This window comes from Roseovarius halotolerans (assembly GCF_900172255.1).
Classification (GTDB): Bacteria; Pseudomonadota; Alphaproteobacteria; order Rhodobacterales; family Rhodobacteraceae; genus Roseovarius; species Roseovarius halotolerans.
On record NZ_FWFU01000001.1, the window covers coordinates 20,863 to 35,669 of the forward strand.

General features: G+C 64.6%; 15 protein-coding genes and 1 tRNA gene. 9 read left to right on the forward strand and 7 right to left on the reverse strand.

What is annotated here, in order from left to right:
* Positions 1 to 27: 27 nt before the first annotated feature.
* The 3 genes from ROH8110_RS00095 (at position 28) to ROH8110_RS00105 (ending at position 3,196) form a co-directional block, all read left to right on the forward strand.
* A complete protein-coding gene (locus ROH8110_RS00095) occupies positions 28 to 1,044 on the forward strand; it encodes a C4-dicarboxylate TRAP transporter substrate-binding protein (protein ID WP_085815776.1) in 1,017 nt (338 codons plus the stop codon).
* Positions 1,045 to 1,136: 92 nt separating this feature from the next.
* Positions 1,137 to 1,796: a TRAP transporter small permease subunit gene (locus ROH8110_RS00100; protein ID WP_085815777.1), complete on the forward strand. Its 660-nt coding sequence runs from the start codon at positions 1,137 to 1,139 to the stop codon at positions 1,794 to 1,796.
* Positions 1,796 to 3,196, forward strand: coding sequence for a TRAP transporter large permease (locus tag ROH8110_RS00105; RefSeq protein ID WP_085815778.1), 1,401 nt, complete (start codon positions 1,796 to 1,798; stop codon positions 3,194 to 3,196). The genes ROH8110_RS00100 and ROH8110_RS00105 overlap by 1 nt, the downstream gene beginning before the upstream one ends.
* A 19-nt stretch (positions 3,197 to 3,215) precedes the next feature.
* Here the strand turns inward: ROH8110_RS00105 and ROH8110_RS00110 are convergent, their stop codons facing one another.
* Both ROH8110_RS00110 and ROH8110_RS00115 read right to left on the reverse strand, forming a co-directional pair.
* Complete coding sequence (locus ROH8110_RS00110; RefSeq protein ID WP_085816898.1) at positions 3,216 to 3,872, reverse strand: GntR family transcriptional regulator; 657 nt, start codon at positions 3,870 to 3,872, stop codon at positions 3,216 to 3,218.
* A 19-nt stretch (positions 3,873 to 3,891) separates the two neighbouring features.
* On the reverse strand, positions 3,892 to 4,656 hold the full coding sequence (locus ROH8110_RS00115) for a maleate cis-trans isomerase family protein (protein ID WP_085815779.1): 765 nt from the start codon (positions 4,654 to 4,656) through the stop codon (positions 3,892 to 3,894).
* Positions 4,657 to 4,782: 126 nt separating this feature from the next.
* Between ROH8110_RS00115 and ROH8110_RS00120 the strand changes: the two genes are divergently transcribed.
* Positions 4,783 to 5,940: a M24 family metallopeptidase gene (locus ROH8110_RS00120; protein ID WP_085816899.1), complete on the forward strand. Its 1,158-nt coding sequence runs from the start codon at positions 4,783 to 4,785 to the stop codon at positions 5,938 to 5,940.
* A gap of 4 nt (positions 5,941 to 5,944) precedes the next feature.
* A complete protein-coding gene (locus ROH8110_RS00125; protein WP_085815780.1) occupies positions 5,945 to 6,742 on the forward strand; it encodes a carbon-nitrogen hydrolase family protein in 798 nt (265 codons plus the stop codon).
* 7 nt (positions 6,743 to 6,749) lie between these two features.
* Here the strand turns inward: ROH8110_RS00125 and ROH8110_RS00130 are convergent, their stop codons facing one another.
* Genes ROH8110_RS00130 through ROH8110_RS00150 form a run of 5 tightly spaced genes read right to left on the reverse strand, consistent with a single transcriptional unit; the run spans position 6,750 to position 11,056 of the window.
* Positions 6,750 to 7,202: an NUDIX domain-containing protein gene (locus ROH8110_RS00130; protein WP_085815781.1), complete on the reverse strand. Its 453-nt coding sequence runs from the start codon at positions 7,200 to 7,202 to the stop codon at positions 6,750 to 6,752.
* A gap of 2 nt (positions 7,203 to 7,204) precedes the next feature.
* The gene (locus ROH8110_RS00135; RefSeq protein WP_085815782.1) at positions 7,205 to 7,450 is read right to left on the reverse strand and encodes a MoaD/ThiS family protein; all 246 of its coding nucleotides are present in this window, start codon (positions 7,448 to 7,450) and stop codon (positions 7,205 to 7,207) included.
* Between the two features lie 17 nt (positions 7,451 to 7,467).
* Complete coding sequence (locus ROH8110_RS00140) at positions 7,468 to 9,714, reverse strand: xanthine dehydrogenase family protein molybdopterin-binding subunit (protein ID WP_085815783.1); 2,247 nt, start codon at positions 9,712 to 9,714, stop codon at positions 7,468 to 7,470.
* Positions 9,714 to 10,193, reverse strand: coding sequence for a (2Fe-2S)-binding protein (locus ROH8110_RS00145; RefSeq protein WP_085815784.1), 480 nt, complete (start codon positions 10,191 to 10,193; stop codon positions 9,714 to 9,716). The genes ROH8110_RS00140 and ROH8110_RS00145 overlap by 1 nt, the downstream gene beginning before the upstream one ends.
* The gene (locus ROH8110_RS00150) at positions 10,190 to 11,056 is read right to left on the reverse strand and encodes an FAD binding domain-containing protein (RefSeq protein WP_085815785.1); all 867 of its coding nucleotides are present in this window, start codon (positions 11,054 to 11,056) and stop codon (positions 10,190 to 10,192) included. The genes ROH8110_RS00145 and ROH8110_RS00150 overlap by 4 nt, the downstream gene beginning before the upstream one ends.
* A 155-nt stretch (positions 11,057 to 11,211) precedes the next feature.
* Here ROH8110_RS00150 and ROH8110_RS00155 point away from each other — a divergent pair.
* From ROH8110_RS00155 to ROH8110_RS00170, 4 genes are all read left to right on the forward strand, one after another.
* Positions 11,212 to 11,285 (forward strand) — tRNA-Gly (locus tag ROH8110_RS00155).
* Between the two features lie 127 nt (positions 11,286 to 11,412).
* Complete coding sequence (locus ROH8110_RS00160; protein ID WP_085816900.1) at positions 11,413 to 13,209, forward strand: ABC transporter transmembrane domain-containing protein; 1,797 nt, start codon at positions 11,413 to 11,415, stop codon at positions 13,207 to 13,209.
* A 71-nt stretch (positions 13,210 to 13,280) separates the two neighbouring features.
* Positions 13,281 to 13,709 carry a peptidoglycan-binding protein LysM gene (gene lysM / locus ROH8110_RS00165; RefSeq protein ID WP_085815786.1) on the forward strand — a complete coding sequence of 143 codons (429 nt, stop codon included), beginning with the start codon at positions 13,281 to 13,283 and terminating at the stop codon, positions 13,707 to 13,709.
* Between the two features lie 138 nt (positions 13,710 to 13,847).
* On the forward strand, positions 13,848 to 14,732 hold the full coding sequence (locus tag ROH8110_RS00170; RefSeq protein ID WP_085815787.1) for a carbon-nitrogen hydrolase family protein: 885 nt from the start codon (positions 13,848 to 13,850) through the stop codon (positions 14,730 to 14,732).
* Positions 14,733 to 14,807 lie beyond the last annotated feature (75 nt).

The following is a 14,807-nucleotide window of genomic DNA, read 5'->3' on the forward strand; positions in this document are numbered from 1 at the left end:
TCCGCATGTATTTTGGGAGGAGAGACCATGCAGAAGATTCTTGGCCGTGTGGCCGTGGCCGCGATCAGCCTTGCTTTCGCCACCGAGGCGATGGCGACGGAATGGAACGTTTCGCTTTGGGGCAAGCGCCGCGCGTTCACCGAAAACACCGAAAAGCTGGCCGAGCTTGTGGCCGAAAAGACCAACGGTGAATTCACCCTCAACATCAGCTATGGCGGCCTGTCCAACAACCGCGAGAACCTGGACGGGATCAGCATCGGCGCTTTCGAGATGGCGCAGTTCTGTGCCGGATATCACCGCGACAAGAACCCCTCGATCACCGTATTGGAACTGCCGTTCCTGGGTGTCGAAACGCTGGAGCAGGAACGCGAGCTGTCGATGGCGCTTTATGAGCATCCTGCCGTCAAGGAAGATCTGGCGCGCTGGAATGCCACGCTGCTGATGCCTTCGCCGATGCCGCAATACAACCTCGTGGGTCTTGGCGACGCGCCCCGCACGCTTGATGATTTCGCAGGTCTGAGCGTGCGCGCGACCGGCGGTATCGGCGAGGCGATGGAGGCCGTCGACGCGGTGCCGACCTCGATGTCGGCGACCGAAGTGCGCCAGGCCTTGGATAGCGGCGTGATTTCCGCCGCCGCCTTTGCGCCGCATGCGCACATGGCCTTCGGCACCATCGAGAATGCCAAGTGGTGGACGACCAACCTCAATCCCGGCACGGTGAATTGCCCGGTGGTCGCCAATACCGACGCGCTTGAGGCATTGCCCGATGCGCATCGCGAGGCGCTGATGAGCTCGATCGACGAGGCGCTGGATTACTACGTGGATTTCTACACCAACAACACGATGGAAGCCTGGGGTCCGGCGTTGGACGAGCGCGGCATCGAGCGGATCAGCTATGACGCGGATGCGCTGGCCGCTTTTGAAGATGCAGTTGCCGGACCCGCAGCCGAGGCTTGGGTCGAGGACATGAGCGCGCGCGGTTTGCCCGCACAGGAGCTTTATGACTTCGCCACCGGCAAGCTGGCCGAGCTCAAGGGCAAGTGAGCCCCGCAAGCTGACGAAAAGACCCGCCGCACCCGGCACATGCTCGCGGTGCGGCGGACCCATCAATTCCGATAGCAATCAAGGGGGCAGACATGGCAGGCGCCGCATCTGTTCTGTCCGATTCCAGCCGTCTCAGCCGGATCGACCGAAGCCTTTACCGTATCGAGCGCATCCTGGCGCTGCTGAGTGGGCTGGCCGTTTTTGGCCTGATGTTCCTGGCAGTCTTCTCGGTTGGCGGACGCAATTTCTTCAATCAACCGCTGCCCGGGTATGTCGACTGGATCGAACAGGCCATGCCGCTGATCGCGGTGATGGGGATCTCGTATGTGCAGCGTGATGGTGGGCATATCCGCATGGATATCGTCGTGGGTGTGCTCAAGGGGCGCACGCTTTATGTGGTCGAGTTCCTGACTACGCTGGCGGTATTGGTGCTGATGGCGCTGCTGGTCTGGGGAAGCTGGGCGCATTTCGGCCGCAGTTTCGACTGGGGTGCGCCGCTCTGGAGCCGGGACAGCTCGATGGATATCGCGCTGCCGCTCTGGCCTGCGAAACTATTGGTGCCGGTGGCCTTCGCGGTGATGTGCCTGCGTCTTGTGCTGCAGCTCTGGGGTTATGCGCGCGCGTTTATCTATGGGTTGTCGCAGCCGATCGGCGTGCCGCTGGTGCTGGATGCGGCGGCGGTGGCGGCCCATGAGGCCGAGCATGTCGGCGGCTTTGGTGACACCAACGACAGCGACGAGAGGGGCGCGTGATGGAACCCATCGATATCGGCCTTGCGGTGACTGCGGGCTTGCTTGTCTTTGTCGTGCTGGGGATGCGCGTGGCCTTTGCCGCGGGTCTGGCCGGGCTGGTCGGGCTGATCTGGATATTCTGGTCCAAGAAGGGCTACGCGCCCGAGGAATTCGGCTGGGCGCTGACCGTGGCCGCCAAGACCGCCGGGCAGGTGCCACATTCAAAGGTCAGTTCGCAGGCGCTGAGCCTTATCCCGACCTTCATCCTGATCGGGTATCTCGCCTATTACGCCGGGCTGACGCGCGCCCTGTTCGAGGCGGCCAAGCGATGGATCGCCTGGGTGCCTGGCGGCCTGGCGGTGTCGACTGTCTTTGCCACCGCGGGTTTCGCGGCGGTCTCGGGCGCGAGTGTGGCGACCTCGGCGGTCTTTGCGCGCATCGCCATCCCCGAGATGCTGGCCATCGGCTATAACAAGAAATTCGCCGCCGGCGTCGTGGCGGCGGGCGGCACGCTGGCCAGCCTGATCCCGCCCTCGACGATCCTCGTGATCTACGCGATCATCGTCGAGCAGGATGTCGGGATGCTTCTGCTGGCCGGGTTCATCCCGGGTGCATTCTCGGCGCTGGTCTATGCGGCACTGATCATCTTCATGGCGCTGACGATCAAGGGTTTCGGCCCGCCGGTCAGTGGCTTCACATGGCGCGAAAGGCTGGTGGCACTGCCGCCCGCGCTGCCGATCCTGCTGGTCGTGGTGACGATCATCTTCTTCGTCTACAACCCCTTTGGCGGCGATGCCTGGGGCACCCCGACCGAGGGTGGTGCGATCGGCGCCTTCATCGTCTTCCTTATGGCGGTATGGCGCGGGATGCGCCTGACCGAACTGAAGGATGCGCTGCTGGAGACCGCCAAGCTGAGCGTGATGATCTTCACGATCATCTGGGGCGTGCTGATCTATGTGCGCTTCCTCGGCTTTGCCGATCTGCCGGGGGCCTTTGCGGACTGGATCACTTCGTTGACCATGTCGCCGATGGTGATCCTGGTTTGCATCCTGCTGGCCTATGCCGTGCTGGGCATGTTCATGGACGCAATCGGTATGCTGTTGCTGACGTTGCCCGTTGTCTATCCGGCGGTCATGGCCCTGAATGGCGGGCCGATGGTCAGCGCCGAGGATGCAGCCTTTGGCATGTCGGGACCGATGTGCGCGATCTGGTTCGGGATCCTGGTGGTCAAGATGGCCGAGTTCTGCCTGATCACGCCGCCTATCGGGCTGAACTGTTTCGTTGTCGCCGGGGTGCGCCCGGACCTGAGCGTGCAGGACGTGTTCAAGGGCGTGATGCCGTTTTTCATCGCTGACGGGATCACCATTGCGCTGCTGGTCGCCTTCCCGGCCATTGTGCTCTGGCTGCCCAGCCTGGCCTGACCCTGAATTGACCGGGCCGTCACGGCCCGGTCAGGATATGGCGCTCGATACGCGCAAAGCCATAGCCGATATGGACCCGCTGTATATGGCCGATGGCGGCCACGTCACCGGAATCGAGCGCGCGGCCCACCTCGCGCAGTTCGCTGACCAGTGCCTCGGCCACCTCTGCACCCAAGGCATGCCCGAGACGGTGCCAGGTGCTGGCAGCCTGGTAATAGGTCTGCCACCAGAAGGCCCGCAGGGACTGGTTGCCGATCAGATCGGCGATGAGCCCGTGCAGGCGATGATTGATCTCGATGTAACGGCCCGGATCGAACGCCCCGTGCAGCACCAGCGCCGCTTCGAGAAGTTCGTCGCAAAGGCGACGGTGCTCGTCGGTGATGGTGCGAGGCGACATCGTCCCGATCAGCGGCGCCAGTTCCAGCCGCATGGCATAGACCTGCCTGATCGCTTCCGGGCTCAGTGCCATGACCACGCTGCCCACACCATTGCGGGTTTCGACCAGCCCAAGATGGCTGATCCGGCTGATCGCATCGCGCACCGGCGTTCGGCTGACGTTGAACTCCCCGGCAAGCTCGGCCTCCTTGAGTTGCGTGCCGGGCGGCGTTTCCAGAAAGCAGATGCGGCGCAGGATTTCGTCCTGGATGATTTCAACGATGCTCTTGTCGTCTTGCATGATCGTTTTTCCAGCCGGTTCAGTGTTCGCGCAGCAGGCGTCCATGACCGGCGATCCGGTCGTCGATACCCGCAAGGCGCAGGACGTCCCAGATCATCGCCTGGTTCGAGCAGATCACCGGTTTGCCGAGTCGCTGTTCAAGCGCATCGACGATCTCGAGGCTGCGCAGCGCACCGCAACTGATGAACAGCGCATCGGCGTCGGGTTGATCCACGCGGGCGGCGAATTCGGCGATGAAACCGGGCCGCAGGCGGATCATGTCGCTGTCACGTTCAAGGTTCAGCCCCTGGATGTCGAGAACTTCGAACCCCGCCGCCTGCATGTAACGAACCTCCGCCTGATTGATCTCGTCCAGATAGGGGGTGGCCACGACGATCTTTTGCGCCCCGAGGGCACGTAGTGCGCGCATCACCGCGGTGATGAGGCTGGTGGCCTTCGCATCGGGTGCGCCGATGGCCAGTTCGCGCATCACGCGGGACTCTCCGATCACCAGGCTGCCGGACGTGCAGGCATAGCAGATCACATCAAGGCTGCCATCGGGCAGCAGCGTGGCGGCGGCGCGCGCAAGATCTCCGGCATGGGCGTCAAACGCGGCAAGGGTGATCGTATCGGGAATGAAGGCGCGGGTGAAATGCATGCCCACACCCTCGGGACAGAGGCGCATCATGTCGTCCTCGATTGTCTGCTCGGTGGCAAGCAGCACGAAACCGATCTTGGCGCGATAATGTCGGCCGCGGCCAAAAGCCTCGGTGAGGTCGACATTCTGACTTAGGTGCATACACATATGCGATCATTCCCGAAAATTTACGATGTTTATGCCGCTTGACGGTCAATCTGTATGCAGCTTAGCTGGTCAAGTCGGGAATCGCCAGTGTGAATTGCTCCTCTGGCTGGCATGAAGGGTGTTGATATGCTGAACGAGGCAAAAGCGCGCTGCGTCGCGTTACAGGCCATGATGGCCGCGCGCGGGATCGACCGGGCGGTCTTCACCGATGAAAGCTCGATCGCCTATCTGGCCGGGTTCTGGGGCTATCTCGGGATCGAGTTCGGCCGCCCCACCATGCTGATCGTCGGTGCGCAGGATGCCCCGGTGATCGTCACGCCGCTGATGGAATCCGAAATGGTCGGCGCGATGACATGGGTCGAGGACCTGCGTGTCTGGGAGGATTTCGGCCCGCGCGGTTGGGGGCGGGTGCTGTCGGAGGTGCTGGGCGAGTCGCCCGGAGCGATCTGGATCGAGCGCAATACTGTCCCGGCGCTGGTGCGCAACTTTCTCGACGATACCTATCCGGGCGTCGCGCTCAGGGATATCTCGCCGGTCCTGGGCGAGATGCGAGTGATCAAGAGCCCCTTCGAGATCGGTGTGATGAAACAGGCCGGTCAGATCGCCGGGGCCATGATGCAGGCGGCGCATGACTCGCTTGGCGAAGGTGCGACGGAGTATGAATCCGCGCTGGCGGTGATCGAGGCGGGGTCGCGCAAGGCGGCCGGTTTCCTGACCGACAAGGGCTGGGACAGGTTCGTTTCGCCCATGATCCACAACCTCCAAATCGTGCAAAGCGGGCGCGACACCGCGATGGTGCATCGTCGCGCCAGTGTGCGGGCCTATCGGCGGCGCGACCCGGTCTATTTCTGTTTTTGCAACATGGCCCAGTTCAAGCAATACAAGCTGGGGTTCGACCGGATGTTCCATATTGGCGAGGTCGATGCGCGTGATCGCGAGGTCCAGGAGGCTGCCATCGACGCCCAGCAGGCCGCCATCGCTGCGATCCGTCCCGGTGTTCTGGCCGAAGATGTCGCCGAGGCCGCGAACGAGGTCTATCGCGAACGCGGGTTCAAGACGGGTTACCGCACCGGACGCTCGATCGGGGTCGCCTATCTGGAGGCACCCGAGCTCAAGGCCGGCGACAAGACCGTTCTGCAACCCGGCATGACCTTTGCGGTGGATGGCGGCATTTCGGTCGATGGAGAGACGGCAGGGCGTATCGGGGATTCCATTGTGGTGACGCCGCAGGGCGCGGAATACATCACCGATTATCCGCGGACGATCCTGCTGAGCAAAGGATGACGCGATGAGCGATCCCTTGAACCTTGCGTTGTTGCAGTCGCCCGCGGATCTGGACGGGCCGGCGGCGCGGCTGGAATGGCTGGAGGCCCGGCTTGAGGAACTGGGACCGGCGTCGCCTGACCTCGTGGTCCTGCCCGAGCTTTTCCAATGCGGTTACAACGTCGGGGCGCGGCTGGGTGCGGCGGGCGAACCGCGCGACGGTCCATTTGCGAAGGCGGTCGCGGAACTGGCCCGCGGGCAGGACACCGCCATCGTCTATGGCTGCGCCGAGCGTGATGGCGACGTGCTTTACAATGCGGCGCTGGCCTTTGGCCGTGACGGGCGGATGCTGGGTCATCATCGCAAGCTGCTCTTGCCCCCCGGTTTCGAGGGCGATCATTTCGCACCCGGTGAGGGGTCGGCCTTGTTCGCAATTGGCGCGTTCAAGGTGGCGTTGCTGGTCTGCTATGATGTCGAATTCCCAGAGACGGTGCGCCATGTGGCGGTGGCGGGCGCCGATCTTGTGGTCGTGCCCACGGCGCTTTCGGATCAATGGCCGCTGGTCGCCGACAAGCTGGTTCCGGTCCGCGCCTTCGAGAACGGCGTTTTCCTGGCCTATTGCAATCACTCCGGCACCGAGAACGGCCTGACCTATCATGGCGGCAGTTGCATCGTTGCGCCCGATGGCGCCGATCTGGCACGCGCGGGCGCCGGGCCGCAAAGCCTGAGCGCGACGCTGAATCATGCCGCCGTCGCCCGCGCAAGGGCGCGTCTGCCCTACCATCGGGACCGCGCAGCGCTGCCTTGGGTCGCCGGAGGCTGATACCCCGTCAGGGCAGGCGCCGGGCGGCGGCGTAGCGCGCGACGAAGGCGCTGTCGCCGGGGCTGGCGAGAAGGCCGATGGCCTGCTGCGCGCTGGCCCAGATCACGCTGTGGCCTGCTTCGGTCGGGGCCGATAGCGCGCGCACGGGCGTGGCGACGAAGATCGTGCAGATCTTCTCGGCCCAGAGATCGTATTCGGGCATATAGGCAAACCGGCGATAGACCCCCAGCCGCCGCACGTCCGCGATCCGCCAGCCGGTTTCCTCGCGCACCTCGCGGTGCAAGGCCTGCAAGGGCGACTCGCCGGGGTCGATACCGCCGCCGGGAAGCTGTATTTCGGGGCTTGGCTCTTCCTGATGGGTCAGCAGCAAGCCCGAGTCGCCTGGCAGGATCGCATAGACGCCTGGCCGGGGGCGGTAGGCGATGCCGGGGCGCGGGGTGTCTCCAAATCTGGGGGTCATGCCTATCCGCCTTTCAGCCGCGCCAGTAGCACCACTTCGCTATCCTCCTGGATCGGTGTGAACCAGCTGTCGTTGTAGATGCGCCCGTCGATGGCGACCGAAACGCCGCGTTCAAGCTGGGGTTTGAGCGCGGGGTAACGGGCGGCCAGCCCGTCGAGGAGTTCGCGCAGGGTGGAGGCGTCGATCTCGACTTCGGTCTGATCGCCGGTCGCCGTCGCGAGCGAACCCCAGATCGTGACCTGAACCATTGCCCGCGCCCCCGCCGTCAGCGCGCCTGGATCGCCGCCAGAACCTTGGGCGGCGACATGGGAAGGTCGCTCATGCGCGTACCGGTCGCGGCCGAGACCGCGTTGGCAATTGCGGCCAGCGGCGGCACGATCGAGGTTTCCCCCACCCCGCGCACGCCATAGGGGTGGCCGGGGTTGGGAATTTCGAGGATCACCGCGTCGATCATCGGCAGGTCCGAGGCCACCGGGATGCGATAGTCGAGGAAACCCGCGTTCTGAAGAATGCCGTTGTCGTCATAGATATATTCCTCGTTCAGCGCCCAGCCGATACCTTGCACCGCGCCGCCCTGGAACTGGCCCTCGACATAGGAGGGATGCACCGCCTTGCCCGCGTCCTGGAACACCGTGTAGCGCAGGATCGTGACAGCACCGGTGTCGGGGTCGACTTCGGTATCGACCATATGGGTGGCAAAGCTGACGCCCGCGCCTTCGGCATTGATCTCGTAGTGACCGGCAATCGGCCCGCCGGTATTGGAGGCGATGGCCGCGATGTCTGCCAGGGTCATGGGGGGATGTTCACCCGCATTGGGGCCAGAGGGCCGCGCAGCGCCGTCTTCCCAGATGACGGCCTCCTCGTCGATGCCCCAGACCTGAGCCGCGCGTTTGCACATCTCGCGTTTGGCGGCGCGGGCGGCCTCGATGGTGGCAAGGCCCACGGCAAAGGTCACGCGGCTGCCGTCGGTCACCTCGTTCTGCCCGAGTGACCCTGTATCTGCGATCACCGTGCGCACCTTGTCATAGGGGATGCCCAGTTCCTCGGCAGCCATCATCGACATCGACGCGCGCGACCCGCCGATATCGGGGTTGCCTTCGGACAGGTTCACCGTGCCGTCCGGCGTGATGTTGAGGCTCACGCAGGTATCGCCGCCGAAATTGAACCAGAAACCACATGCGACCCCGCGCCCCTGATTTGGGCCAAGCGGTGCGGACCAATGCGGGTGGTCCCGGGCGGTGCGCAGCGTCGCCTCGAGGCCGATGGCGGGATAGGTCGGCCCATAGGAGGCCCGCGTGCCCTCGCGCGCGGCATTCTTCAGGCGCACTTCGAGCGGGTCGAGGCCCAGATCGCGCGCCAGTTCGTCGATCGCGCTTTCGACGGCAAAGGCGGCCATCGGTGCGCCGGGCGCGCGATAGGCAGCCGCCTTGGGCCGGTTGGTGACCACGTCCCAGCCGATCGTGCGGACGTTCTCTAGATCATAGGGCGCAAAGGCCGACATGGCGCCCATGTCGACTGGCGCGCCGGGATAGGCGCCGCCCTGATAGCGCAGCTCGGCGAAACCGGCGGTGATGCGTCCATCGCTGGTCATGCCGAGCCGAATGTCGACAGAGCTCGATGAGGTCGGGCCGGTGGCGCGCAGAACCTCGGCGCGGCTCATCACCATCTTGACCGGGCGACCGGTCTTTTTCGCCAGCATCAGCGCGACCGGTTCAAGGAACACGGTGGTCTTGCCGCCAAAGCCGCCGCCGATTTCGGAAGCGGTGACGCGCAGCTGGCCCTGCGTGATCCCCAGGATCGCCGCGCAGGTGTTGCGAACCATGTAATGGCCCTGCGTGCAGCACCACAGGTCGGCCTGCCCATCCGCCCCCATCGAGGCGAGGCATGCATGGGGTTCGATATAGCCCTGATGCGTGGCTTCGGTGCGATAGCTGCGCTCGAGCACCCGGTCGGCCTGAGCGAGGCCAGCCTCGATATCGCCGTGGCCAAAGGCGTGGCGCGCCATGACATTGGGCGAATGGCCGTCCGGCACGGTCTCGTTGGCCCGCCCCTCGTGCAGCGCGGGCGCATCCACCGCCATCGCCGCGTCAACGTCGGTGACATGGGGCAGGGGCTCGTATTCGACCTTGATCAGTTTCAGCGCCTGACGCGCCACGGCAGCCGAAGACGCCGCGACGGCGGCAACGGCATGGCCGTCATAAAGCGCCTTCTCGCCAGCCATGCAATTGTCGAGGATATCGGCCACATCCTCGCCTGGCGCGGGGAAATCGGCGCGCGTGACCACGGCGTGAACGCCGCTCAGCGCTTCTGCGGCGGAGCTGTCGATCGACTTGATGCGGGCATGGGCATGGGGGCTGCGCAGCACCCGCCCCACCAGCATCCCCGGCGCCGACATGTCGGCGCCAAAGCGTGCCCGCCCGGTCACCTTGTCGATCCCGTCGGGGCGCGCTGGACGCGTGCCGATGATCTTGAATTCGCGCGGCGCGGTGCCGGTCTTGCGGTCCAGTGCCATCAGGATGCCTCCCGCATGTCCTTGGCCGCGTCCATAACGGCGCGGATGATCTTGTCATAGCCGGTGCAGCGGCAGAGGTTCCCCGCCAGCCAATAGCGGGTTTCCTCTTCGGTCGGGTCGGGGTTGCGCTCGAGCAGCGATTTCGCCGCCACGAGGATTCCCGGCGTGCAGATGCCGCATTGCAGAGCGGCATGTTCGATGAACTTGCGTTGCAGCGGGTGCAGCGTCTCGCCATCGGCCATGCCTTCGATAGTGGCGATCTCGCGTCCCTCGGCCTCGGCCCCCAGCATCAGGCAGGAACAGACCAGCCGCCCCTCTACGGTGACGGAACAGGCGCCGCAATCCCCGGTGCCGCAGCCCTCTTTCGAGCCGGTCATCCCGAGCCGGTCGCGAAGAACGTCAAGCAGGGTCTCGCCCGGATCGCAGAGGAAATCGACCGGATCGCCGTTGATCGTTGTGGTGACGTGAATCTTGCTCATGACGCGCCTCCCGCGCGGGTTTTCGCGATGCTGGCAGCTCGGCGCGCCAGCACGCCGGCCACATGGGTGCGGAACGCGACGGTGCCGCGCTTGTCGTCGATCGGGCTGGCCGCATCCGAGCAGGCCGCTGCCAGCGCATCAAGCGCCGCATCGTCCACCTCCGTGCCGACCAGCGCCCCGGCGCCCGCCTCGACCAGCATGACCACCGGTCCCACCGCCCCCAGCGAGACCCGCGCCGAGATGCAGATGCCCGCGCCGTCCAGCGTCAGCGCGACGCCGCAGCCGACCACCGCGATGTCCATCTCGCTGCGCGGGGTAAAGCGCAGATAGGCGTCGCCGCCGCCTTCGGGGCGGGGCGGAAGATAAATCGAGGTGATGAACTCGGCCTTGCCCAGCGATGTGCGGCCTGGTCCGGTCGGTACTTCGGAGACGGGAATGTCGCGTGCGCCATCCGGCCCCGCGATCCGCGCCATCGCCCCGGCGGCGACCATCGCGGGCACGCTGTCGGCAGCGGGCGAGGCGTTGCAGAGATTTCCCGCCAGCGTGGCACGGCCCTGAATCTGGGTCGAGCCGATCAGGTTCATCGCCTCGACCACACCCGGCCAGTCGGCCACCAGCGCCGGATGCTCGCCCATTTCCGCGCCCGACACGGCGGCCCCGATGCGCCAGCCGCCCGCTTCGGGCGTGATCGTGCGCAGCTCTTCTATACGCTTGATGTCGAGAATGCTCTCGGGTTCGTCCCCCATTTCCGAGCGCAGCCGCACCAGAAGATCGGTGCCCCCGGCAAGAATCTGGCAGTTTCCGTTGCCTGCGGCCAGAAGGCGCAGGGCGTCATCGACGCTGGTGGGGGCATGATACTGCATGTGGCGAATCCCGTGGGGCTTGGCTGGCTACCTCTATCACAGGGGTAAATGGCCACGGATTCAACCCAAATCCACCGCGAAATCCCGGCTTCGCGGTCAGCGCGACGTTGTGCTTGACCCTCAACGCGCCTTGAAATATCCGTCGGAGTCGCTGAGCGGGCGTTGTGTAATGGTAAGACCCTTGCCTTCCAAGCAAGAGATGCGGGTTCGATTCCCGCCGCCCGCTCCATCGATTTTCCTGCCGTTTCCCTTTGCCGGTTTTCCCTGTTAATCCGGGCTGCGGCACAACTGTCCCTTGACCCTGCCGCCCTGCATGGCCAAGAACCGTGACCGAACGGGACGAAGGAAAGCGGAATATGGTGCGCAAGGCAGAGAATGGCGCAGACATGATCGAGCGCGACAAGTCTAAGGATGTCGGCGCGCTGGCCGAGTTGTGGCCCTTCATGAAACCCTACAAGATGCTGGCCGGTGCCGCTGTTCTGGCGCTGATGCTGACTGCGACCGTGTCGCTGGTGCTGCCGATGGCGGTGCGCCGGGTGGTGGACAATTTCGGCGCCGAGGATGGCGCGTTGCTCAATCGCTATTTCATGGCGGCGCTGGCCATTGCCGGCTTGCTGGCGATCGGCACTGGGCTGCGCTACGCGCTGGTCACGCGGTTGGGCGAACGCGTCGTCGCCGATATCCGCAAGGCCGTGTTCGACCGCGTCATCGGCATGAGTCCCGCCTTTTTCGAGGGGATCATGACCGGCGAAGTCCTGAGCCGGATCACCACCGATACCACGCTGATCCTGTCGGTGATCGGCTCGTCCGTGTCGATCGCGCTGCGCAATATCCTGATTTTCATCGGCGGTCTCGTGCTGATGCTGATCACCTCGGCCAAGCTGACGGGGCTTGTGCTGTTGATCGTGCCGCTGGTGATCGTGCCGATCCTGACGATGGGGCGCAAGCTGCGCAAGCTGAGCCGCGTCAATCAGGACTGGATCGCCAACAGTTCGGGCAATGCCGCCGAGGCGCTGCAATCGGTGCAGACTGTTCAGGCCTTCACCCATGAAACCGCCAGCCGCGCGCGGTTCGCCGATGTGACCGAGGAAAGCTACGAGGCCGCCCGCCGCCGCATCAGGACACGCGCGGCGATGACCGTGATCGTGATCTTTCTCGTGTTCACCGGGGTTGTCGGGGTGCTGTGGATCGGTGCCAATGATGTGCGCGGCGGCGACATGACCGCCGGGATGCTGGTGCAGTTCGTTATCTACTCGGTGATGGTCGCCGGGGCGGTCGCGGCGCTGTCCGAGATCTATGGCGAGTTGCAGCGCGCTGCGGGCGCGACGGAAAGGCTTGTTGAACTGCTGCGCACCAATGATCATGTCCGCGACCCGGAGAACCCCGTGGCGCTGGCGCGCCCGGTGCGCGGCGAGATCGGCTTTCACGAGGTGAGTTTCGCCTATCCCTCGCGCCCGGACACCCCGGCGCTGGACGGGTTCGACCTGACTGTCGCACCGGGTGAGACCATTGCCCTTGTCGGTCCTTCGGGCGCGGGCAAGACCAGCGTGATCCAGATGATCCTGCGCTTCTACGATCCCAGGTCAGGGCAGATCACGCTCGACGGTATCGCGCTCGATCAGATGGCGCGGCAGGACTTCCGCAAGGAACTGGCGCTGGTGCCGCAGGACCCGGCGATCTTCGCCGCCTCGGCGCGCGAGAACATCCGCTTCGGCCGCCTTGATGCAACCGACGCCGAGGTCGAAGAGGCCGCCCGCGCCGCCGCCGCGCATGATTTCATCACCGCGCTGCCCGACGGCTATGACACCTATGTCGGCGAGCGCGGGGTGATGCTCTCGGGTGGGCAGAAACAGCGCATCGCTATTGCCCGCGCTATCCTGCGCGACGCGCCGGTTCTATTGCTGGACGAGGCGACATCGGCGCTCGACGCAGAAAGCGAACGCGCCGTGCAGACCGCTGTCGAAACGATGGCGCGCAGCCGCACCACGATCATTGTCGCGCATCGCCTGGCGACGGTAAAAAAGGCCGACCGGATCGTCGTCATGGATCAGGGCCGGATCGTGGCGCAAGGCACCCATGACGCGCTGGTCGCCGAAGGTGGGCTTTATGCGCGCCTTGCGCGGTTGCAATTCACCGATGGTGAAGCGGCCTGAGCCAGTTTCCCCTTGCTTTGACGGGCGATGCCGCAATGATACGGCATCGTTTCTGTAATCGGAGAGTAAGAATGGGTCTTTGGAGCTTCATGAAGGATACAGGCAAGTCGCTGTTTGGCAGCGATGAGCCGAGCACCGACAAGGTGCAAAAGGAAATCGCCGATCTTGGTCTCGATGCCGAAGGGCTCGACATCGTCGTCGAAGGCGATGTGGTCAAGGTCTCGGGCACGGCCGCCTCGCAGGAGACCAAGGAAAAGATCATCATGGCGGTGGGCAACCTTTCCGGTATCTCCGGGGTCGAAGACAATGCCGGCGGCGATGATCCGGTGTTCCATGAGGTCCAGAAGGGCGACACGCTCTGGAAGATCGCCGAAAAGACTCTGGGCAACGGCGCGGCCTATGAAAAGATCTTCGAGGCCAACCGTCCGATGCTGAGCCATCCCGACAAGATCTATCCCGGCCAGCAGCTTCGCATCCCGCAAGAGGGCACGATGGCCTGATCCCATCGGAGGGTCGACGGCGCAAAGCGGCCTCGCCCGGATCGGGCGGGGTCTTTTTCATGCGGGCGTTTACAGGCGCCGCGGCGGGCGTTAGCAGAGGATCGGTATTTCAGGTCGCTGGACCGGGGAGATTGACCGATGAAGATTGCCACCGCCGCCTATCCGCTGGACCCGCTTCAGGACTGGGCCGCCTATCAAAAGAAGCTGAACGCCTGGGTCGCTGAGGCCGCGGGGCAGGGGGCCGAACTGCTGCTTTTCCCCGAATATGGCGCGATGGAACTCGCCATGCTGGACGGGCCCGAGGCTGCCGCCGATCTGGAAGGGTCGGCCCATGCGGTGTCGCGCTGGCTGGCACAGGTGGATGAACTGCACAGTGACCTCGCGGTCAAGCATGGCGTGCATATCTGCGCCGCCTCTGCGCCGGTCTTTGACGACAGCCTGGGGCAACGCCCGGTCAATCGCGCGCGTCTCTTCACGCCGCTGGGCGGTTGCGGCGTGCAGGACAAGCAGATCATGACCCGATTCGAGCGCGAGGAATGGGATGTCGTGCCCGGCGGGCCTCTGACCCTGTTTGACACCGCATTGGGGCGTATCGGCATCCTGATCTGCTATGATTGCGAATTTCCGCTGCTGGCGCGGGCCATGTCCGATGCCGAGCTGATCCTCGTGCCCTCCTGCACCGAGGCGCATGCAGGGTATTCGCGCGTGCGCATCGGCGCGATGGCGCGCGCGCTGGAAAACCAGTGTGTGACGGCAATGGCTTCGACTGTGGGGGCAGCCGCCTGGTGCCCTCCAGTCGATGAAAATACCGGAATGGGCGGCGTTTTCGGCCCCCCTGACACCGGTTTTCCGTCAAGCGGCGTCATCGCCGAAGGGCGGCTTGACCAGCCGGGCTGGACCTATGGCGAGGCCGACATGCGGGCCGTGGCCAATGTGCGCAGCGATGGCGTGGTGCTCAACCGCACCCATTGGGAGGAGCAGCCCGCCCGCATCGCCAAAGCCACAAACCAGCGCTTGCGTTGATTATCCGCTTGAAAAACACGCGGAATAGGCCCATTTAATGCGCGTTCCACATATAGGTGGATCGCGCAATGAAGG